The organism is Candidatus Saganbacteria bacterium (genome assembly GCA_026387835.1).
Lineage (GTDB): Bacteria > Margulisbacteria > WOR-1 > JAKLHX01 > JAKLHX01 > JAPLKZ01.
Map to the genome: position 1 here is coordinate 188,004 of JAPLKZ010000005.1, position 21,159 is coordinate 209,162.

Here is a 21,159-nt window from a genome sequence, read left to right on the forward strand (position 1 = left end):
GACTAGTCGCTCGTGCATTGTGATAGAATATTATAAATTGGAGAAGAAATGATCGAGATATTATTAATTATAGTAATTTTGTTGTTGATAATTGCCATTGGCCTGATCTTTTTAAAACAATCCAAACCTCAAGATCTTCAAATACTTGAAAAAGGGCAGGAAAGGGTTGAAAGGGCAGTGAAGGATGAGATCTCAAAGAACAGGGAAGAATCCGGGGCCGGCGCCAAAAATTTAAGAGATGAGCTTTTCAATCAGCTTACAAAACTCACATCGATAAATACGGACCGTCTTGACAAGATGAGGGAGACGATAGAAGAGAGATTGAAACTTCTCCAGGATGACAACAGCAAGAAGCTTGAAAAGATGAGAGAGACGGTGGATGAAAAGCTGCAGTCGACTCTTGAAAAAAGGCTCGGCGAATCGTTCAAATTCGTCAGCGAACGGCTCGAGATGGTCCACAAGGGCCTCGGCGAGATGCAGAACCTGGCGATCGGGGTGGGCGATCTTAAAAAAGTACTGACAAATATTAAATCCCGTGGGACATGGGGGGAGATGCAGCTTGAAAAATTGCTTGAAGAGGTCCTCAGCCCCGAACAATATGAAAAGAACGTCGCGACCAAGAAAGGAAGCAGCGAAAGAGTGGAGTTCGCCGTCAAGCTTCCCGGCAAAGAAAAAGACCATATCTGGCTGCCTATAGACTCGAAGTTTCCGAAAGAAGATTACGAAAAACTGGTCGACGCGCAGGATAGGGGAGATATCGCGTTGATCGAAGAGCTTGGCAGGGCGCTTGAAATACGGATAAAATCGGAAGCAAAGGATATCAGGGAGAAATATATAAATCCACCCAACACTACTGATTTCGGTATAATGTTCCTGCCGTTCGAAGGCCTGTATGCGGAAGTCTTGAGGAGACCCGGGCTGGCTGAGATACTTCAAAGAGACTACAGGGTCATCATCTCCGGCCCGACCACGATCTACGCGTTACTAAACAGCCTGCAGATGGGTTTCAGGACACTGGCAATAGAAAAACGCGCGAGCGAAGTCTGGAAGATATTATCCGCCGTCATCGTGGAGTTCGGCAAGTTCGGGGATATCCTTGACAAGACAAAGAAAAAACTTGAGGAAGCAACGAACACGATAGATGATGCTGCCAGGAAATCAAGGACGATCGAATCCAAACTCAAAAGGGTGCAGACGATGCCGGCGGCCGATGAAGCTCCGATGATAGGGGAGCCGGAGAACTAAATAAGGAGAGGGAGCTGTAAGATGTACAAAGTCAAAGTTAAGAACAACGGCGGTATGGTGTTCACGGCAAAGTCCGAGCACGGCGAGATAAAGATAGATGCCGAGGGGAAAGCCATTGAACCTCTTGAGACGCTTCTCGCGGCGCTGGGATCATGCACCGGATTCTACATAAGAAAATACGCGCAGTCCGCTAACATCAGGATGGATATGTTCACTCTTGATCTGGAAGCTGAACTGGCCAAAGGTTTCCCTTCATATTTCAAAAAAATAAAGATGTCAATCGACCTGAACGGAGCGGTGCTGAGCGATCTTCAAAAGACGGCCATGATGGAGTTCATAAAAAACTGCCCGGTATTGAACACCCTTGATAACGAGCCTGCAGTGGAGACTGTCCTGCTTTAGGTTCTCTGTATAGTCCCGCTCAGGGCTTCCGCTCCTGTTTTTCTGGAAACGATGACCCTTTCTATGCCATTGTGGTCTTCGAACACTTTGGGAGTTTCAAATTCGACGCTGTCATCTATCATCTTAACGATCTTCGAGGACTGGCCGATACCGGCTTCGATTATCAGATACCCTGACGGGAAAAGATAAACGTGGGTCTTTGCAAAGATATTCCTGTAGAAATCCATCCCATCGGCTCCGCCGTCAAGTGCCTGGACCGGCTCATAGTTGGCGATCTCCGCCTGCAGGTTTTTTATTTCGCCGCTCGGGATATACGGCGGGTTTGAGACGATGATGTCGAACTTGTCTCCCTTATATTTTGAATCAAAAATATTGTCATGGATGAAAGTGATCCTGTCAGAGACGCAATGCTTTGCAGCGTTCCTTGCTGCTGTCTCTATCGCGGACTTTGAGATATCCGTGGCAGTGATATATGAATTTTTAAGATAATATGCAAGGCTGACCGAGACAGCCCCTGACCCCGTTCCAATATCGAGTATGCATATCCTGTCCTTCTTGATGTCTTTACCAGCATCGATCGTGATCTCAACAAGCCTTTCGGTCTCGGGCCTCGGAATCAGCACCGATGAGTCAACATCAAAATCAAGGGACATGAAAGATCTCTTACCGGTGATATATGCTGTTGGTTCCTTTTTTGCCCTTCTTAATATAAGCTTCTTGAACGTCGCAAGTTCATCATCTTTCAGGACCCTCTCATGCTGGACGTACAGGTCGATCCTTTTCAGGCCGAGAGAGTGTGAGAGAAGTATCTCCGCTTCAAGGTGGGGATTTTCAATACCGTTCTTCTCAAAATACCCGGTGGTCCAGTCAAGGATGGAAGATATGGTCCAGGTCATTTTACCGATGCTTCCAGTTTAGCTATGCGGTCGGCAGAAGTGAGACCGTCGATAAGCTCATCGATAGCTCCGTCCATGACCTCCGTGATATTGAATACAGAAAGGCCTATCCGGTGGTCGGTGATCCTGTTCTGCGGAAAATTGTAAGTCCTTATTTTTTCGCTCCTGTCGCCGCTGCCAACCTGTATCTTTCTCATCTGGCTGATCCCGTCTTTTCTTTTTGCCTCTTCAAGCTCGTAAAGCCGTGCTTTCAGGAACCTGAAAGCTTTTTCCTTGTTCTGGTGCTGGCTTCTTTCGTCCTGGCACTGTACGACGATGCCTGTCGGCATATGCGTTATCCTGATCGCCGTGCTCACTTTGTTGACATTCTGCCCGCCGGCTCCGCCGGACCTGTAAACGTCGATCCGAATTTCTTTTTCATCTATTTTAATATCGACGTCTTCGACTTCCGGGAGCACCGCGACGGTCGCCGCCGAGGTATGTATCCTGCCCGAAGCCTCCGTAGCCGGGACACGCTGGACACGATGCGTGCCGCTCTCGTATTTCAACCGGCTGTAGGCCCCTTTGCCTAGTACCGCGAAGATGACTTCTTTGAAGCCTCCGAGACCCGTCGGGTTCGAGTCCATCATGTCGACTTTCCAGTTATGGCGCTCGGCATACCTGATATACATCCTGAAAAGCTGTCCCGCGAAAAGCGCGGCTTCCTCGCCGCCGGTCCCGGCCCTGATCTCCATGTAAATGTTCTTTTCATCGTTGGGGTCTTTCGGAAGGAGCAGGACTTCTATCTCTTTTTCAAGGGACATCATTTTTTCCGAAAGATCTTTATGAAGTTCCTTAAGCTCGGTATCTTTGGAGTCTTTTATGTCTTCGAGGTCTTCTGACGCGGCTTTATACTGCCTGTATTTATCCACGATCTCTTTGAGGTCAGAGAACTCCTTGCTGAATTTCTGGATCTTTTCCCTGTCCGCCAGGGTGTCGGGATGCGACAAGAGGGATTCAAGCTCTTTGTAGCGGTCTTCGAATTTTGTCAGTTTGACAACAAAGCTCATGGGAGTATTCTACGCAGCAGGAGACCTGCTACTTCTTTTTTTTATCTTTTTTCGGGGTTCTTATCTTCTTCTTTTTCGGAGTAAGTTCTTTAGCCGCATATTTCTTCTTGAATTTGTCCACCCTTCCTTCGGTATCAAGCAGTTTCTGTTTCCCGGTGAAAAGAGGGTGGCAGGCGCTGCAGATGTCCACGCGGATGCTTTCTTTTGTGGAGCCGATCTCGTACTGCGCGCCGCAGGCGCACTTGACCAGCACGGCATGGTATTTAGGGTGGATTTTTTCTTTCATATCGAAATTATATCACGGCAGAGTGTATAATATCAATAAACTGTCATGAAGAACAAAAAATTGATAATAGGGGTGACCGGCCCGATAGCTTCGGGTAAAAGCCTGGCATGCAGAGCGTTGAGGTCCATGGGCTGCGGTGTTATCGACGCGGACCTGGTGGGCCATAAGTTGTTGAAAAGAGGCTCCCCGGCATTTAAAAAAGTCATTAATGCCTTCCCTGGAAAAGACATTTGCCGAGGAGCGCAGATCGACAGAAAAAAGCTGGGTGGTATTGTTTTCGGTGACAGGCGTATGCTGAAAAAGCTTGAAAGGATCACCCATCCCTTGATAAAAAAAGAGATCGAACGCCGGATCTCAAAAATACAAAATAGAACTGTCGTGGTCAACGCGGCTGTGCTCGAAGAGATAGGGCTTGCCGGCAGCATGGACAAGATAATAGCCGTCGTCTCCGGTAAGGGTAAAAGGCTGGCACGGCTTATGAAGAAGATGTCCAGGACGCAGGCGCTTTCCCGCATGAGGGCTCAAAGGAGCGATAAGGATTATATTAAAAAAGCTGATGTCGTGATCAGGAACGATTCAAGTGCCGGAAATCTCATCAAAAAGACGAAAGAAGCCCTCAAAAAGATTATCCCAGGCTGAAGCCGCTCTTTAATTACGGTCGTAATAATACTGAGTAGCGAAGTTCAATATGTTAAAATACAAATGGAGGCTTGAATGAAGATACTTGTCGTCTCATCGGAAATGGCGCCTTTTTCCAAGACAGGCGGGCTGGCGGATGTGATAGGCGCGCTTCCTAAATCTTTAAAGAAGATCGGGCACGACGTAAGGGTGATCATACCTAAATATAAAATGACCGACAAAGGCGGTTTTATAACACATCCTCTGATGAAGGATATCAGCGTGGAGATCGGCCAGAAGAAATACAAATTCGATCTTTTTGAGACAAAACTCCCCGGCAGTGATGTAACGGTGTACCTGGTCGGCTGTGATGAATATTTTGACAGGGACGGTTTGTACCAGGAGAACGGGAAGGATTATCCTGATAATGCCGAAAGGTTCCTGTTTTTCTGCAAAGCCGTTCTCATATCGCTTAAATCAATGGGATGGGAACCTAATGTGGTCCACTGCAACGACTGGCAGTCGGCTTTTGTCGCGGCTTTTATTAAGACGATATATGCCAAAGACCCGTTCTTCAATACGATAGCGACGGTCTATACCATCCATAATATGGGATACCTCGGCCTTTTCGCGGCCGACAAGATGCCGCTGACCGGACTGGGATGGGAATATTTCACACCGGATCTTCTGGAATTCTGGGGAAACCTCTGTTTCGCGAAAGCAGGCCTCGTCTACGCGGACGTGATCGGCACGGTCAGTGAGACATATTCAAAAGAAATCGCGCTGCCGGAATTCGGCTGCGGACTTGACGGGCTGATCAGGTCAAGGAAAGACGATATCTACGGCATAGTGAACGGTATCGATTATGAGGTCTGGGACCCCGAAAAAGACAAGGACATCACGAGCAATTATTCATCTTCAAATCTCAGGGGAAAAGCGTCGGACAAAGCAGCCCTCAGAAAAAATCTGGGACTGAAAAACGAGAACGGTCCTGCTGTCATAGGCATGGTGACCAGGATGGCAGACCAGAAAGGTTTTGACCTGTTAAGCGGGATATTTACAAAGATGATGTCCCTGCCCGTGCAGTTCGTACTGCTGGGAACAGGCGAGCCGAAATACGAAAAGCAATTCCTGGCCTTTGCTAAAAAATATCAGGGAAAAGTCTCTGCCAATATCGGTTTTGACAGCGCCGCGGCGCCGCCCATATATGCGGGCTCTGATATGTTCCTGATGCCTTCCAGTTACGAGCCCTGCGGCCTGGGACAGCTTATAAGCTTCAAGTACGGGACGGTCCCCATAGTCAGAAAAACCGGAGGCCTGGCGGATACCGTTATCGATTATGATCCGTTGACCGAAGAGGGCAGCGGGTTTGTGTTCGCGGATTATTCTTGTGACGGCCTGTTTGACGCTGTCAAAAGGGCCGTGTCGTTATACGTGTCCGATAAAAAGAAATGGACATCCCTGGTCAAAAAAATAATGAAGTACGATTTTTCCTGGGATTCATCGGCAAAAAACTACATAAACCTCTATAAAAAAGCGATCGAGAACCTTTCCGTCAAAAATCATTAAGGAGGAAAGCCATGTCCGGACATTCTAAATGGTCGACCATCAAAAGGGCAAAGGCAAAGACCGACGCGACCAGAGGAAAAATATTCTCAAAACTCGCGAGAGAGGTCACTGTGGCAGCAAAGACCGGAGGGGGAGACCCCGCGAGCAACGCGCGGCTGCGTCTTGTAGTGGACAAAGCCAAGGCAGCCAATATGCCTAAAGATAATATTGAAAGGGCCATAGCGAAAGGCGCGGGCGGAGGCGAAGGCAGTACCATTGAAGAATTTACTTATGAGGGATACGGGCCTGCCGGTTCCGCGGTGATAGTCGATGTGATGACGGACAACAAGAACAGGACGCTCGGTGAAGTGCAGTTCATATTTTCAAAGCACGGCGGCAACATGGGGAAAGCGGGATGCGTTTCATGGCAGTTCACAAGGTGCGGGGTCATAACCGCGGATAAAAGCAAAGTTAACGCGGAAAACCTCATGACCGACGCGATAGAGGCGGGAGCGGAAGATATCAACGATGAGGATGCCGCGATAGAGATAAAAACAAAACCGGAGAATTACGAAGCTGTCCTTAACGCCCTGAGAGCCAAAGGATACGAGTTCATCTCGAGCGAGATAACTCTTGTCCCCAATTCGACGATCAAAGTCGCGGGTGATGAGGCGAGGAAACTTCTCAAGCTCGTCGATGCGCTTGAGGAGCACGATGACGTCCAGAACGTCTACTCGAATTTCGAAATAGAGGACGGGGCTATCGGATGAAATTAATAGCCGACCTTCATATCCACACCGTCTCTTCGGGACACGCTTATAACACCATCTATGAATATGCCGCTAAAGCGAAGAAAAAAGGCCTAAAATATATTGGCATGACAGACCACGGCCCTGCGATGGGAGGGGCCCCGCACCCATATCATTTTGCCAATCTGCATTCGCTTCCCGAAAAGATAAACGGCGTCAGGGTACTGAAAGGCATCGAGGCGAACATCATGGACAGTGAAGGGAACCTTGATCTCGCACATGAGTTCTTAAAAGATCTGGAACTGGTGATAGTCTCGTTCCATATAAATCTCGGTTATGACGGGAGCGATAAGAAAAAAAATACGGAAGCGCTTATCAAAGCGGTCAGGAACCCTAAAGTGAACATGATAGGGCATCCGGGAAACCCGCAGTTCGAAACGGATATAGAGGCGGTGGTGGAAGAATGCAAAAAGAACGGGGTGCTTATCGAGATAAACAACAGCAGTTTCTCCGGAATAATAAGACAGGGGAGCTGGGAGCCCTGCATCAGGTTCGCCAAAGCCGTCAAGAAGATCGGATGGAAGGTCTGCTTCAGCAGCGACGCGCACTGCCTGGCTCACCTGGCGGAGTTCGATAAGGCGGTCCAATTGGCAAAGGAAGCGGGGCTAAATCTTCAAGATATTGTCAATACTTCGGAAAAGATGATAGAAAAGTTTGTCTTGGGTAAACAGCAGAATTGATCATTCATAACCGGACACTAAGCGAATTCAGGCACTGCACTGTTAAGTCGAGCCGACTATATATAATATAGTATAATATATATCGTATGCCATCCGAACAGAACATAATCATCAAGGGCGCGAGGACACACAATCTCAAGAATATAGATGTAGTGATACCACGCGGGAAACTTGTAGTGATAACCGGGCTTTCCGGTTCCGGCAAATCTTCGCTTGCTTTCGACACGATATACGCCGAAGGCCAGAGAAGGTACGTTGAATCACTTTCCGCATATGCAAGGCAGTTCCTCGAGCAGATGCAGAAACCGGATGTCGATTCAATAGACGGCCTTTCACCGTCTATCTCTATTGAGCAGAGATCCCCGAGCAGGAACCCGAGATCTACTGTCGGGACGATAACCGAGATCTATGATTACCTGAGATTGCTGTTTGCAAATATCGGGAAACCTTTCTGCCCCAACTGCGGGAAGAAAATAGAAAAGCAGAGCGCTTCACAGATCGTAGATTCAATATTTGCTTCCCGGGCCGGAGAAAAACTGCAGATACTTGCTCCTGTCGTATCAGGAAGAAAAGGTGAATACAGGGACGTGTTCGAGTCTGTTTCAAAGGACGGATTTGTGCGGGTGAGGGTGGACGGAAAGATATTAGAGCTCGAAGAAAAGATAAAGCTCGACAAGAACAGAAAGCATAATATCGAGATCGTGATCGACAGGATAAAGATACTTCCGGAGAACCGCAAAAGGGTGTTTGATTCAGTCGAGACCGCTCTGAAGTTCGGCAAGGGGCTTGTCGGTGTCGTCAACGAGAAGGGCTTGTCACAGGTATACAGCGAAAAATTCAACTGCCCTTCATGCGGTACAGGCCTTGAAGAGATCAGCCCGAGGATATTTTCTTTCAACACCCCATACGGGGCCTGCCCTCAGTGCACGGGGCTCGGTTCATCGCTTGAATTCGATCCGGACCTGATAATCCCTGACAAGCATCTTTCAATAAACGAAGGCGCGATCGCGCCGATAAAAAAGCCGTCGCCTTATTACGCGCACCAGCTTCTTGCGCTGGCGAGGGAATATAAGTTCAGCCTAGACACTCCCATAAATAAGTTATCGAAAGCCCAGTTGAATATAGTGCTTTACGGGAGCGAGGAGCCGATCCATTACAGGTATGAATGGAAAAGAGGTTTCGGGGAGTATGATGACGTATATGAAGGGATAATAAATCTGCTGCGGCGCAGATACACGACCACGCAGTCTGAGCATGTAAGGTTCCACCTCCACAGGTTCATGAGCCCTGTCCCGTGCACGAAATGCAAAGGCGAGCGGCTGAAACCTGAAAGTCTCTCTATTAAGATCCAAGATAAGAATATCGCGCAGGTAAGCGCCATGGATGTCGAAGCGCTCACTGCGTTCATTGACAGCCTGAAGCTTACGGAAAACGAGAAGATAATTTCAAGGCAGATTTTGAAAGAAATAAAGCTCAGGCTGAAATTTCTTCTTGATGTGGGATTGAACTACCTTTCGATGAACAGGGAGACATGGACGCTTTCCGGCGGGGAAGCACAGAGGACCCGCCTTGCAACTCAGATAGGTTCCGGTCTCGTAGGAGTCCTCTACATTCTTGACGAGCCGAGCATCGGGCTTCACCAGAGGGATAACAAGAGACTGATAGCAACGCTTGAAAAACTCCGTGACCTGGGCAATACAGTGATAGTCGTGGAGCATGACGAAGAAATAATAAGGTCATCTGACCATATCATAGATATCGGGCCCGGAGCGGGAATACACGGAGGAAAAGTCGTCGTGGCCGGATCTTTAAATAAGGTCATCCACTCTGAAAATTCGATAACAGGCGATTATTTAAGCGGAAGATCAAAGATCGATATCCCGCGGGAAAGAAGGGCAGGCAACGGAAAATATCTGACCGTAAAGGGAGCAAAACACAATAATCTTAAGGACATAACGGTCGATCTTCCTCTGGGAAAGTTCATCTGCGTAACGGGAGTCTCGGGGTCCGGTAAAAGTTCGCTGGTGAACGATGTCCTTTACACCGCGCTGGCAAAAAAGTTCTACAGGTCCGCAGCAAAACCGGGCGAGCATGAAGAGATAAAAGGCGATGAAAATATCGACAAGGTGATCATAATCGATCAGTCGCCGATAGGCCGAACGCCGAGGTCCAACCCCGCGACTTACACAAAGGCTTTTGACCACATAAGGGACATCTTCGCGCTGAGCAGCGAAGCAAAAGTGAGGGGTTATCAGAAAGGAAGGTTCTCTTTCAATGTAAAGGGCGGCAGGTGCGAGACCTGTGGCGGAGGGGGACTTATTAAGATAGAGATGCATTTCCTGCCCGACGTGTACGTGCGGTGCGATGAGTGCAAAGGCATGAGATATAACAAGGAGACCCTCGATATAAGGTACAAGGGTAAGAATATCGCGGAAGTCCTGGACATGACCGTGGAAGAGGCCCTGCAGCTTTTTGATAAAGTTCCGCACATAAAAAACAAGCTCAAGGTACTGAGCGAAGTCGGACTTAACTATATCCATCTCGGGCAGTCCGCGACGACCCTTTCCGGAGGAGAAGCGCAGAGAGTGAAACTTTCGACGGAACTCTCCCACAGGAGCACCGGAAAGACCTTGTATATATTGGACGAACCGACTACAGGGCTGCATTTTGAGGATGTAAAGAAACTTCTGGAGGTCCTCGGAAAACTTACGGACGCCGGCAATACTGTCCTCGTCATCGAGCACAACCTTGACGTTATCAAAGTTTCGGATTATATTATTGATTTAGGGCCCGAAGGAGGCCATAATGGAGGATATATAATAGGGAAAGGGACCCCGGAAGAACTGGCCGGGAACAGAAAAAGCTTTACGGGACATTTTCTTAAGAAATATTTCGGCTGATAGCGCGAGAATTTTCAAAAAACTGAGGAGGTGAAATATGCCGGATGTAACACCGTTACAGGATTTCGGATACGTGGAGAAGAACAAAGATACCCGCTTCATTTTGACCACTTCTGAATGGAGGGGGAATACGTATGTCGATCTCAGGGAATACTACCAGACGTCTGATGAGCCTCGCGAGTGGCTTCCGACCAAAAAGGGCGTCAGGTTCAGGAAGGACCTGCTTGACAACGTACTGAAACTCTTAGAAAAAGCGAAAGAATAACCATCCATGAGCGAAGAAAGACTACCGCCGCAAAACCTTACTGCGGAACAGTCGGTCTTAGGTGCGATGCTGCTTGACAAGAATGCGATCATAAAAGCATTTGAGATCCTGCAGCCCGACAGTTTTTACCGTGAAGGCCACAGGCTGGTCTGCGAGGCGATAATGTCGCTTTTCGACAGGGGCGAGCCGGCCGATATCGTCACCGTCACCAACGAGCTCAGAAAGAACGGTTCGCTTGAGGCAGCCGGCGGGAGCGTTTATATAAGCGACCTCCTGAACAGCGTCCCTACCGCGGCGAACGTCGAATACTATGCCAGGATAGTCGATGAGAAAGCGATCCTGCGGCGCCTGATAGATTCCGGCACAAAGATAGTCTCAGACTGCTTTGACGGGCAGGTAGATGTCAACTCCGTGCTGGACAAGGCGGAAAAAACGGTCTTTGACATCGCGATGAAGAAGATCAAGCAGGGATTTTTCAAGGTCGACAAAGTCCTGAAAAACGTGCTTGACCGGATAAACCTGCTGTATGAAAAAAAACTCCCTCTTACCGGTATTCCTTCGGGCTTTCCCGACCTCGACAAATTGACGGCCGGATTCCAAAGTTCGGAACTTATAGTCCTGGCCGCAAGGCCGTCCGTGGGAAAGACCGCTTTCGCGCTCAACATAGCTCAGAATATCGCTATAAGGCATAAGATCCCGGTCGCGATCTTCAGCCTGGAGATGTCAAAAGAACAGCTCGTCACAAGGCTTTTATGTTCCGAGGGGGAGATAGAGTCATCAAAACTGAAGACAGCCACCCTGTCAGACACCGGATGGAAAAGACTGACCAAGGCGATCGGAAGAGTATCCGAAGCGCCGATATTCATCGACGACTCGCCCCTTCTTTCGGCAATGGAGATGAGGGCAAAAGCAAGAAGGCTGAAGATCGAGCACGGGATAGGACTTGTGATAGTCGATTTTCTCCAGCTGATGCAGACACGCGGCCGGTCGGATAACCGCGTGCAGGAGATATCCGAAGTGGCAAGGTCGCTGAAGACGCTTGCCAGGGAGCTTGATGTGCCTGTACTTGCGCTTTCCCAGCTTTCAAGGGCGATCGAACAGCGCCAGGACAGGATGCCAAGGCTTTCCGACCTGAGAGAATCCGGCGAGATCGAGCAGGTGGCCGATATCGTGATGTTCATCCACAGGGAGGATTACTACAACCCTTCTTCAGATAAAGGCAACATCGCTGAAATAATAATCGCCAAGCAGAGGAACGGTCCCACGGGCAGCATCGAGCTTGTTTTCCGCAAGGAGTTCACTAAATTCGAGAGCAAAAGCCCTTATGAATCCACTCCGCAGTAACGGTCATGCCGTGCAGGCGCGGCCGTTCATTTTTTTCACTTTCTTTTTTCTGATAATAATATCTTAGATCAAAGCTGACTCGATCTCTTATCAGAAGGAAAAAGGCATCATAGAGGCGAGAGGGAGTGTCGAGGCGGAATATAAGAATACGGTCATAAAAGCTCCCCATATCATATATTATTCCGGACCGGCAAGACTGGCTGCGGATGACGGGTTTTCCCTGACAAGGCAGAATGTCTGTCTTAACGGCGGGAAGCTGGATTATTTTGTCAAAGACGAAAAGGGTACCGCAGAGAGCGTGTATATTTCCATGGGGCATACATGGATAAGCGGGGAGACCGTCAGCATCGACCCTCAGGAAATATACTTAAAAAATTCGAGCTTTTCTTCCTGCGACCTTCCCGTGCCTCACTATAAAATAACAGCGTCTTCGATGACCCTTTATCCAAAATCCGGCTGGATCGTTGAGAACATGGGCTTGATGTATATAAATAACATCCCTGTTTTTCCAGTGCCGACATACGTGTTCGACACAGGGTTGATAGGCGGGATCTACGGAAAAAAGAATCCCGCGCCCCTGCCTGACATCGGCACGAACCCGACCGACGGCACTTATATTAACGAGGAGGTAGTCTGGCGGTTGTCCAGTTACAGTTATGGTCTCCTTTCCATACAATATGCGACTAATAAAGGCCTCGGCGGAGGTTTTGAGAGCAATTATGTACTGAACAACAACAATGAAGGCAGTGTCCGGATCTATGACAACCACACAGACAAGTGGTACGGAGGTTTGACACATGCTTTTTATTTCGGCGACGATGTCCAGAGTGAAAAAACGAGGTCAATGCTATATCAGGTATTCCAGGTCCCTCCGCGAAAGAAATATGAACTGGACGTGTTGCTTTCCTACAGGGAAAGGACGAACTACGAAAGACTGACGATGCTCCCCATGATCACGTTAAAATACGTGGACATTCCTTTCCCATTTATTAATTTCATGCCCAAGGCCGAGTTCTCCCTTGGTTCTGTTTCCGAAGAAAGTACCGGGATCGATGTCTTTCGTGCATACGCGGCTACATCGCTTGATTATATCCAGCCTCTTGGGGAGACGGCGGACCTGAAGCCGGGACTTGATCTCTCATATACAGGATATGATTCTTCAGGCAGTTGGGCGAAGGTCCTCGGCAGGATAGATGTCGTAAAAAGGTTCTCGGACATTTTTGATGCGGGGGCGGGCTATTCGCATTTCTTTGTCAACACAGGAGGAAGCCCTTTCAGATGGGAGAACTACAGGTTCTTCCCGTACGATGATGTTCACGTGTCCGGAAATCTAAGGTTCGCAAAGATGTCTTTCGGGGTGAACGTTTCTTACAATACTCCGGTTTTTTCGGTCCGCGATATAGATTATAATGCGACTATAGGGCTCCACTGCTTTGATCTGAAAGCCCTGTGGAGGACAGCAAGAGGCGAGTTCTCCCTCGGGGTCGAGCTGTTAGACTAGGAGGAAAAATGAAAAAGGGATATCTGATCACGTTCGAAGGCACGGAAGGCTGCGGTAAAAGCACTCACGCGAAGATGCTGGAGAAATATCTGAAAAGTCTCGGGAAAAGGGCCGTCCTGTCCCTTGAACCGGGCGGGACAAAACTGGGACGAGATATTAGAAAAGTCCTTCTTGGTTTTGAAGAGCCGCTGGCCCGGAACGCGGAACTGTTCCTGTTCGCCGCTGACAGGGCCCAGCATGTTTCTCAGGTGATAAAACCGGCGCTTGATGACGGTGCCATTGTGATATGCGACAGATTTATTGATTCGACGGTCGCTTACCAGATAGGCGGAAGAAAACTTCCCGAAGAACTTGTGCGGTATATAAACGCGGTCTCCAGCGGAGGCCTGATGCCGGACCTCACGTTCTTGCTTGATGTATCTCCGATGGTCGGGGTCCCTAGAGCGATAGCGGCATCCGCCAGGGAAAAGGGGCCCGTGAAGAAGGTGGACAGGTTCGAAAAAGAGAAGATCGCTTTTCATAATGATGTCAGGAACATGTACCTTGAGATAGCAAGGAACGATCCGGAAAGGATCAAGGTCATAGATGCGGAAAAGCAGGATATCAGTAAAGTTCAGGAAGAGATAATGAAGATTGCAAAAGAGATATTAAATATTTAATCACACTCACGGTACTGTTCAATTTTAATAGGCCATCCAATCCATCATCGTAATATTATTCAGCTTGAAAAGATGATAGGCTAATATATAACGGATATATAATCTATATATGAGAAATAAAGTGGGTAAAATAATAAAGAACAAAACAACCGTATTTCTTTTGTTTGTAATTCTATTGCTAATTTCAACCGTTTCGAACGCTGAGCTGCAAAACGGCATGAACGCGAATATTATTATAGGACAACCCGATTTCTCAACTTGGACAGCGGGAAATGGTTTGAACCAAATGAGCACCCCATATGATGTGTGTACAGACGGCAGGTCATTATATGTTGCCGATTGTGTCAATGCCCGCATACTTATATTCAATGCCATACCTACATCCAACAACGCGTATGCGGATTTTCAACTTCACATTACAGTATATAATGGTGTCTGGTCGGACGGAACCCGCCTGATAACGGGAAGGTATTACTCACAAAGACTTGATATCTATAACAGTATCCCGACACAAGAAGCGCAACCGCCGGATGTGCAGTTCTTACCACCCACTAACGCCGGCGCCAACTCAGCCACTCCCTACCACATGTACTTCGACGGAACGCACCTATATGTGCTTGATTTTAACGGAAGCCGGGTCCTCATCTGGAACTATTTACCCACAACAGGCCACACGGACTGTGATGTTGTAGTCGGGCAAACCAATTTCGCATCATTATCGTCAAATCAGGGAGGAGGGCCTGGCGCCAATACGCTCTCTTTAAGCACCGGGTCTCCTAGTGGTGTATGGTCTGACGGCAGCAAACTTATAATTACCGACAGGGGCAATAACCGCGTCTTGATATGGAATTCTATACCTACAACTAATAATGCTTCTGCGGATGTTGTGATAGGCCAGACCAACTTTACCTCTAATTCGGCCAATCAGGGCAGAAGTGCCTGCGGGGCCGATACAATATCGGGCCCGAGGACCGTTTGTTCCGACGGTAAGAGGCTCTTCATCGCCGATATGAACAACTTCCGTATACTTGTCTATAACAATATTCCTACCGCAAACGGTGCTTCCGCGGATTATGTCATAGGTCAGCCCGATTTTACCTCCGGCAGTATCCGTGATTTGTCAAGGGATTCCTGCAGTTATGTCCGTGGTTTATCTACTGATGGGAAAAGGCTGTTCGCTGCTGCCAACGGAAATTGTGTCCTCGTCTATAACATCACATACAAATCAGAGAATTTTACCGGAACACCCTCTTCAACTACACAGATCAATTACAGCTGGACAAACTCATGCGCTTTAAATGATGGGTTCAGAATATTGGACGGATCAGACCTTACCAAGGTGGAAGTTTCCGGAAATGCCAGAGCAACGACCGAGTCAGGATTACTGCCAAATACGTTATATTCAAGAAAAATACAAACATATAATGTCGGAGATGCAGTAACTTCAGAAACTATAACTATATGTTCTCTTGCGGCGACACCCGAAATAAGCACAGCAACAGCCAGCTATGACTCGGTAAATGGCTATAACTGTGTGATAGCGGTTAATGCCAACGGTAATCCGGCTGGAACAAATTACGCGGTTTCAACGGATAACGGGAGCAACTGGCTGCAGGCGGACGGGACAATATCAGCAACGGTATATTGGAGCACTTCAACAACAGGGTGGACCTATAAAAACTTATCGCCGGACACAACATACAGTTTTAAGGTAAAGGCAAAGAACGCGAACGGGGTTGAGACCATATTATCAGCCGCAGCGAGCGCGGGACACCTGCCAACAGCCAAAGCCTTTAGCGGGATAACAACGACGGAGATAACAGCGAACTGGGGAGCGAATGGAAATCCGGCCACGACAGAATATTACTGCGAGAACACGACAAAAGGTACAAACAGCGGCTGGATAACATCGACGAGCTGGACATCAACAGGGCTTATAACTTCAACGCAATACTCTTTCAGGGTAAAAGCAAGAAGTGCTGACTGGCCCGAGACAGGCTGGATATCTTTGGGGACGCAGTATACAGCGGGAAAGCTGGCGCCGGACCTGTTGAAGACGGCGAGTCTGGGTCTCATAGAAGGAGATATTATAAGCAAATTGGCGAAGATAACGATAATGATAAATAGCGGCTTGACCGTAGACACGGGCACGATAAGGTTCTACATAGACGGGATAGCGGTGACTGACGGGACTCTTTTATATTACGACAGTATCGCGCAGGAGAGCGGAGTTGCGACGATAGAGTACACGATAAAGAACCCCCTGGCGGTGGGAACGCACACAATAAAGGTATCGATCGTCACGGAGGACGGGACGCTGTACGAAAAGGAAGTAAGCAGCCTGAAAGTTATGAGCGACAGCGCGACGGTGGGAGCGTCGCTGGCATACCCGAACCCTTATGATCCGCTGAAAGGGGAGATAAAGTTCGGATACAATCTTGCTCTTGACGCGGACGTGACGATATATGTATTTGACATAAACGGGAGGTTCATTTTCAAGCAGAGCTGCTTAAGCGGGCAAAGAGGCGGAACGGCAGGATACAACGAGACGACGTGGAACGGCATAAATGCATTCGGGTCGATGCTGGATAATGATGTATATCTTGTGAGGATAGCCGAAACTAACACGGGGAACGTGATCGGCAAGCTGAAGATCCTGGTGCTTAAGGGCGGGATATCGTCCTCTAAAAAAGAGAGGAAGACAGCGGGGGTTCTGGGGCCGGGAGGAAAAGGGGACAATAAGCACGGGGATAACGGCGGGAGCAGCGGGATAACGGTAATTCTGTTATCGGTCCTGACAGGACTTGTGACGCTGGATGCGATGATGAGGTTTTACAGAGTGATAAAGAAGATAAAGAAAAGATAACAAAAGAAGTGTTCCTCTCGCTCATCCGCTTAATGGCAAGACTTTTCTTAATTATGTTAAAATGTGTCTATGAAATCAGCTGATATCCGCAGTAAATTCCTAAAATATTTCGAGGATAAAGGCCATTCAATACTTCCGGGTTCTTCGCTTATCCCCAAGGACCCCACGGTCCTTCTGACGCTTGCCGGGATGCTGCAATTCAAGCCGGTATTTCTCGGGCTTGAAAGGCCGGCCGTTCCGAGGGCCGCGACGGTGCAGAAATGCGTGAGAACAAATGATATCGAAAATGTCGGCCACACAGCGCGCCACCACACTTTTTTTGAGATGCTCGGCAACTTTTCTTTCGGCGATTATTTTAAAGACGACGCGATCGCGTTCGCCTGGGAGTTGATAACAAAAGAGTTCAGTATCGATCCCAAAAGGCTTCACATTGCCGTGTTCGAGGATGATGATGAGTCCGTAAAGATATGGGAAAAGACCGCCGGACAGGCGGGAAAGCGGCTTGTCAGGCTGGGGGAGGACAATAATTTCTGGGCGGCCGGGCCGACAGGGCCCTGCGGGCCGTGCAGTGAAATATATTACGACCTGGGAGAAAAGTCCGGATGCGGGAAAAAAGAATGCGGTCCGGGCTGCGAATGCGGCAGGTTCCTCGAAATATGGAACCTGGTCTTCATGGAATTCAACAGGGATGAGAGCGGAAAGCTCACGCCTTTGCCTAAAAAGAACATCGACACAGGGATGGGCCTTGAAAGAATAACATCAGTGCTTCAGGGCGCCGGTTCAAATTTTGACACCGACCTGTTCATCCCGATCATTGAAAAGATAAAAGAATACCATGTAGATCCGCAGATCGTATCGCTCAGGATAATATCGGACCACGCGAGAGCAGCGGTATATCTGATAGGGGACGGGCTTCTTCCCGGGAACGAGGGGCGTAATTATGTGCTCAGAAGGATAATAAGAAGAGCGATATTGCACGGGAAAAAGCTCGGGATAAAAGAACAATTCCTTTATAAACTATCGGGCATCGTGACCGAGCTCGGAGGCGTTTTTTATAAGGACCTTGCGGAGAAGAGCGCTCAGATAGCGAAGGTCATTCAAACCGAGGAGGAAGGGTTCGGAAAGACGATGGAGCAGGGCATCTCGCTTCTTGAAAATATCCTGTCGCGGTCTTCTTCGGGTGTCGTTGAAGGAAAAGATATATTCAAATTGTATGATACTTTCGGTTTCCCTTATGAACTGACAAAAGAAATAGCCGTTGAAAGGGGTTTCGGCCTCGATGCGAGCGGGTTCAGCATCGAGATGGAAAAGCAAAAAACGAGAAGCAGGGAGAGTTCTTCGAAAATATACGCGCTGGGACCGGTCCCGCAGGTCAAGGGTTATCCTGCTACCGAGTTTACCGGATATGATACTCTCGAGAGCGAAGCGAAGGTTCTCGGTGTCACCGGCGGATTTATCATCCTCGACAGGTCTCCGTTCTATGTGGAAAGCGGCGGACAGGACAGCGATAAAGGCTGGCTGATCATAGAAAGGAACAGGACCGAGGTCAAAAGGCTGGTCAAGACGGCGGAAGGGGTCATCCTTCATCAGGCCGGCGGTGACATCATCCCCCATACGGGCGAAAAGATAAAGTCCGAAGTGGACAAGGAGGTCAGGGCTTTGATCTCCGGGCATCATACATCGACGCATCTTCTCCACAGTGCTCTCAGAAAAGTTTTGGGAGAGAACGTAAAACAGAGCGGTTCATTTGTTACTTCCGGCAGGTTCAGGTTTGATTTTAACAGCGCTGAAGCGCTGAAGGATGAAGAGCTGAAGTCAGTGGAAGATTTTGTAAATAACGCGGTAAAAAGTTCTATCCCCGTGGAAACAGTTATCACGACCATAGAGGAGGCAAGAAAAAGCGGAGCTCTTGCTTTGTTCGAGGCAAAATACGGGGAAAAAGTCAGGATGATAAAGATCGGTGATATCAGCAAAGAATTGTGCGGGGGGACGCACGTGAAGAACACTTCAGAGATCGGGCTTTTCAAGATCGTAAAGGAAGGCGCGATAGCTCACGGGATGAGGCGCATAGAGGCGGTGTCAGGGGCCGCTGCTGAGCAGTATTTGAAGCAGAAAGAACAGGAAGATGCGAGAGCGAGCGGGCGGGATGCGGCAAGAGCAAAGGAAAAAGAAGACGAAGAGAAGCAAAAAAACAAAGCACTCTCGATGATCGATCCCATGATAAGCGGCGGCCAGGACATCAGAGGCATAAAATATGTCTATCAGGAATTTAAAGACTTTAAACCGTCCGCATTAAAGGACGCTGCTGCACTGGTTTCCAAAAGGCTCAAAAAATGCGTCTGCCTTATAGTCTCGGTATCCGCGGATAAAGTTTCTATCATAGTTTCCGTGTCAGCCGAGCTTCAAACGGCGGGTTTTCATGCCGGCAATATCGTAAAACAACTTGCTTCTGTCGTGGGCGGCAGGGGCGGCGGCAAAGCCGATATAGCTGAGGCCGGCGGAAAAGAGGTCTCAAAGGCTCCCGAGATCAGGAACGTATTAAAAAGGATTATCGATGAGAATACTGGCGGTTGATCACGGCACAAAAAGGATCGGCATCGCCTTGTCAGATCCTCTGGGCACGACGGCCCTGCCGGTGACTGTCATTGCCAATGACGCAAAATTGTTCGATAATATCAAAAAGCTGGCTGAGGATTATGAGGCCGGCGAAATAGTCGTCGGGCTGCCTAAAGCTCTTGACGGAAGCATGGGCCTCTCCGCGGAGAAAGTCATTGACTTTGTGAAGAAACTGAAAGGCAAGATAAGAATACCGGTCATGACTTATGACGAGCGGCTATCGACCGCGGCAGCGCAAAAGATGCTTATCGGGGCCGATATGCGGCGCTCGCAGAGAAAAATGGTCATAGATAAAATAGCGGCAGCCTATATGCTCCAAAGTTATATGGACTCGAAAAAACGGGAAAGAAAAACCGATGAATGAAACAGGGAAAAAGATCTTTTTTATCGACGCGGTAAGATCAACCGTGAAAAGGACCTCGGGATATTTGAAAAAAAATAAATTCATATTGATCGGGCTCGTTTTTGTGGCCATTATGGCGGTCGCCGTTTTCCTGTCGGGGACTCTTTTCCTTTCAAAAGACCCTTTGGACAACAAGCTTATCAAAGTCACTGTCCCGAATACATTTACCACAAGGGAGATAGGCAGTTTGCTGTATTTGAGCGGGATAATAGATAATACCGCGGCGTTCGACTTTTCGGCAAAAATGATCAGGCTCGATTCGCGGCTGAAGGCGGGCACGTATTTTTTCAGCCCGAGCATGACGGTACTTAATATCCTTACCGATCTGAACGAGGGAAGGACGGTGTTCGGGCCGGCAAAATTGACGATACCCGAAGGCTCTTCGATATACAAGATCGCGAGGACGATCGAAAAAAAAGGTATCATGATGGACGGGAGCATCGATTCGCTCTATTTCGACGGCATTTCCGAAAATTTAAGATCAAGATATCCGTTCCTTGCCAATCCAAAGACAAAGTCCCTTGAAGGCTATCTTTTCCCCGACACGTATTTTGTCCCGGACAGGATGACGGTGGACGCTTTGGTCGAATTAATGCTCGACCGTTTTGTAAAAGTAGTGATGCCTGTCTGGAACACTTCGGGTATCAAAAGATATTCTCTTCACGAGGTGCTGACGATAGCTTCGATAGTCGAAAAAGAAGCGCAGGTCGACTGGGAAAGGCCGATCATCGCCTCGGTTTTTTTGAACCGCCTCGAGAACGGAATGCCGTTGAGGGCCGATCCCACGGTAAAATACGCCCTTGAAAGGCCGAAAAAGATAATTACTTATGAGGACCTCAAGGTCAGGTCGCCGTACAATACTTATATAAACAAAGGCCTGCCTCCGGGCCCCATCTGCAACCCCGGCCTGAAATCCATACTGGCAACGATCTATCCGGCAAGGACCAATTTCATATATTTTGTGTCAAACGGCAACGGTACGCACACTTTTTCGCCTGACTGGGCCGGCCACGCGAAAGCGGTCGCAAAATACAGAAAAATAAGGGACCTGAAGGCAAGGTAGTTATCGGTC

General features: G+C 48.5%; 18 protein-coding genes. 15 read left to right on the top strand and 3 right to left on the bottom strand.

The features are described from left to right. Positions 1-48 precede the first annotated feature (48 nt). Positions 49-1,245 carry a DNA recombination protein RmuC gene (rmuC, locus tag NTZ10_01790; GenBank protein MCX5748966.1) on the top strand — a complete coding sequence of 399 codons (1,197 nt, stop codon included), beginning with the start codon at positions 49-51 and terminating at the stop codon, positions 1,243-1,245. Between the two features lie 21 nt (positions 1,246-1,266). Further along, positions 1,267-1,647, top strand: coding sequence for an OsmC family protein (locus NTZ10_01795; GenBank protein MCX5748967.1), 381 nt, complete (start codon positions 1,267-1,269; stop codon positions 1,645-1,647). Here the strand turns inward: NTZ10_01795 and prmC are convergent. From prmC to rpmE, 3 genes are read right to left on the bottom strand one after another with little or no spacing between them, the layout of a single operon-like run. Beyond that, positions 1,644-2,543, bottom strand: a complete 900-nt coding sequence (gene prmC / locus NTZ10_01800; protein ID MCX5748968.1) for a peptide chain release factor N(5)-glutamine methyltransferase — start codon at positions 2,541-2,543, stop codon at positions 1,644-1,646. The two genes, NTZ10_01795 and prmC, sit on opposite strands and share 4 nt — an antisense overlap. Beyond that, the gene (prfA, locus tag NTZ10_01805; GenBank protein ID MCX5748969.1) at positions 2,540-3,592 is read right to left on the bottom strand and encodes a peptide chain release factor 1; all 1,053 of its coding nucleotides are present in this window, start codon (positions 3,590-3,592) and stop codon (positions 2,540-2,542) included. The genes prmC and prfA overlap by 4 nt, the downstream gene beginning before the upstream one ends. Before the next feature lie 28 nt (positions 3,593-3,620). After that, positions 3,621-3,878, bottom strand: coding sequence for a 50S ribosomal protein L31 (gene rpmE, locus NTZ10_01810; GenBank protein MCX5748970.1), 258 nt, complete (start codon positions 3,876-3,878; stop codon positions 3,621-3,623). Between the two features lie 45 nt (positions 3,879-3,923). Here rpmE and coaE point away from each other — a divergent pair, with 45 nt between their 5' ends. The 13 genes from coaE (at position 3,924) to mltG (ending at position 21,150) form a co-directional block, all read left to right on the top strand. Next, positions 3,924-4,517: a dephospho-CoA kinase gene (coaE, locus tag NTZ10_01815; GenBank protein MCX5748971.1), complete on the top strand. Its 594-nt coding sequence runs from the start codon at positions 3,924-3,926 to the stop codon at positions 4,515-4,517. A 75-nt stretch (positions 4,518-4,592) separates the two neighbouring features. Further along, on the top strand, positions 4,593-6,065 hold the full coding sequence (glgA, locus tag NTZ10_01820; protein ID MCX5748972.1) for a glycogen synthase GlgA: 1,473 nt from the start codon (positions 4,593-4,595) through the stop codon (positions 6,063-6,065). Positions 6,066-6,076: 11 nt separating this feature from the next. Beyond that, on the top strand, positions 6,077-6,814 hold the full coding sequence (locus NTZ10_01825) for a YebC/PmpR family DNA-binding transcriptional regulator (protein ID MCX5748973.1): 738 nt from the start codon (positions 6,077-6,079) through the stop codon (positions 6,812-6,814). Further along, on the top strand, positions 6,811-7,533 hold the full coding sequence (locus NTZ10_01830; protein MCX5748974.1) for a phosphatase: 723 nt from the start codon (positions 6,811-6,813) through the stop codon (positions 7,531-7,533). Before NTZ10_01825 ends, NTZ10_01830 begins: the two co-directional genes overlap by 4 nt. 86 nt (positions 7,534-7,619) lie before the next feature. Beyond that, the gene (gene uvrA, locus NTZ10_01835) at positions 7,620-10,433 is read left to right on the top strand and encodes an excinuclease ABC subunit UvrA (protein ID MCX5748975.1); all 2,814 of its coding nucleotides are present in this window, start codon (positions 7,620-7,622) and stop codon (positions 10,431-10,433) included. Positions 10,434-10,470: 37 nt separating this feature from the next. Beyond that, positions 10,471-10,698, top strand: a complete 228-nt coding sequence (locus tag NTZ10_01840) for a transcriptional coactivator p15/PC4 family protein (GenBank protein ID MCX5748976.1) — start codon at positions 10,471-10,473, stop codon at positions 10,696-10,698. Between the two features lie 6 nt (positions 10,699-10,704). Continuing rightward, positions 10,705-12,042 (top strand): replicative DNA helicase, encoded by a 1,338-nt coding sequence (gene dnaB, locus NTZ10_01845; protein MCX5748977.1) that lies wholly within the window; start codon positions 10,705-10,707, stop codon positions 12,040-12,042. 298 nt (positions 12,043-12,340) lie between these two features. After that, a complete protein-coding gene (locus tag NTZ10_01850) occupies positions 12,341-13,543 on the top strand; it encodes a hypothetical protein (GenBank protein ID MCX5748978.1) in 1,203 nt (400 codons plus the stop codon). Positions 13,544-13,551: 8 nt separating this feature from the next. After that, positions 13,552-14,202, top strand: coding sequence for a dTMP kinase (gene tmk, locus NTZ10_01855; protein MCX5748979.1), 651 nt, complete (start codon positions 13,552-13,554; stop codon positions 14,200-14,202). Positions 14,203-14,488: 286 nt separating this feature from the next. Continuing rightward, complete coding sequence (locus tag NTZ10_01860; GenBank protein MCX5748980.1) at positions 14,489-17,068, top strand: hypothetical protein; 2,580 nt, start codon at positions 14,489-14,491, stop codon at positions 17,066-17,068. Positions 17,069-17,137: 69 nt separating this feature from the next. Continuing rightward, on the top strand, positions 17,138-19,642 hold the full coding sequence (gene alaS, locus NTZ10_01865; GenBank protein ID MCX5748981.1) for an alanine--tRNA ligase: 2,505 nt from the start codon (positions 17,138-17,140) through the stop codon (positions 19,640-19,642). Continuing rightward, positions 19,623-20,048: a Holliday junction resolvase RuvX gene (gene ruvX, locus NTZ10_01870; GenBank protein MCX5748982.1), complete on the top strand. Its 426-nt coding sequence runs from the start codon at positions 19,623-19,625 to the stop codon at positions 20,046-20,048. The genes alaS and ruvX overlap by 20 nt, the downstream gene beginning before the upstream one ends. Then, positions 20,041-21,150, top strand: a complete 1,110-nt coding sequence (gene mltG / locus NTZ10_01875; protein MCX5748983.1) for an endolytic transglycosylase MltG — start codon at positions 20,041-20,043, stop codon at positions 21,148-21,150. The genes ruvX and mltG overlap by 8 nt, the downstream gene beginning before the upstream one ends. Positions 21,151-21,159: the final 9 nt, after the last annotated feature.

Excerpts from the sequence above, each read along its gene's own strand:
- rmuC (MCX5748966.1), top strand. The coding sequence starts at position 49 with ATGATCGAGATATTATTAATTATAGTAATTTTGTTGTTGATAATTGCC.
- NTZ10_01795 (MCX5748967.1), top strand. The coding sequence starts at position 1,267 with ATGTACAAAGTCAAAGTTAAGAACAACGGCGGTATGGTGTTCACGGCA.
- prmC (MCX5748968.1), bottom strand. The coding sequence starts at position 2,543 with ATGACCTGGACCATATCTTCCATCCTTGACTGGACCACCGGGTATTTT.
- prfA (MCX5748969.1), bottom strand. The coding sequence starts at position 3,592 with ATGAGCTTTGTTGTCAAACTGACAAAATTCGAAGACCGCTACAAAGAG.
- rpmE (MCX5748970.1), bottom strand. The coding sequence starts at position 3,878 with ATGAAAGAAAAAATCCACCCTAAATACCATGCCGTGCTGGTCAAGTGC.
- coaE (MCX5748971.1), top strand. The coding sequence starts at position 3,924 with ATGAAGAACAAAAAATTGATAATAGGGGTGACCGGCCCGATAGCTTCG.
- glgA (MCX5748972.1), top strand. The coding sequence starts at position 4,593 with ATGAAGATACTTGTCGTCTCATCGGAAATGGCGCCTTTTTCCAAGACA.
- NTZ10_01825 (MCX5748973.1), top strand. The coding sequence starts at position 6,077 with ATGTCCGGACATTCTAAATGGTCGACCATCAAAAGGGCAAAGGCAAAG.
- NTZ10_01830 (MCX5748974.1), top strand. The coding sequence starts at position 6,811 with ATGAAATTAATAGCCGACCTTCATATCCACACCGTCTCTTCGGGACAC.
- uvrA (MCX5748975.1), top strand. The coding sequence starts at position 7,620 with ATGCCATCCGAACAGAACATAATCATCAAGGGCGCGAGGACACACAAT.
- NTZ10_01840 (MCX5748976.1), top strand. The coding sequence starts at position 10,471 with ATGCCGGATGTAACACCGTTACAGGATTTCGGATACGTGGAGAAGAAC.
- dnaB (MCX5748977.1), top strand. The coding sequence starts at position 10,705 with ATGAGCGAAGAAAGACTACCGCCGCAAAACCTTACTGCGGAACAGTCG.
- tmk (MCX5748979.1), top strand. The coding sequence starts at position 13,552 with ATGAAAAAGGGATATCTGATCACGTTCGAAGGCACGGAAGGCTGCGGT.
- NTZ10_01860 (MCX5748980.1), top strand. The coding sequence starts at position 14,489 with ATGAGCACCCCATATGATGTGTGTACAGACGGCAGGTCATTATATGTT.
- alaS (MCX5748981.1), top strand. The coding sequence starts at position 17,138 with ATGAAATCAGCTGATATCCGCAGTAAATTCCTAAAATATTTCGAGGAT.
- ruvX (MCX5748982.1), top strand. The coding sequence starts at position 19,623 with ATGAGAATACTGGCGGTTGATCACGGCACAAAAAGGATCGGCATCGCC.
- mltG (MCX5748983.1), top strand. The coding sequence starts at position 20,041 with ATGAATGAAACAGGGAAAAAGATCTTTTTTATCGACGCGGTAAGATCA.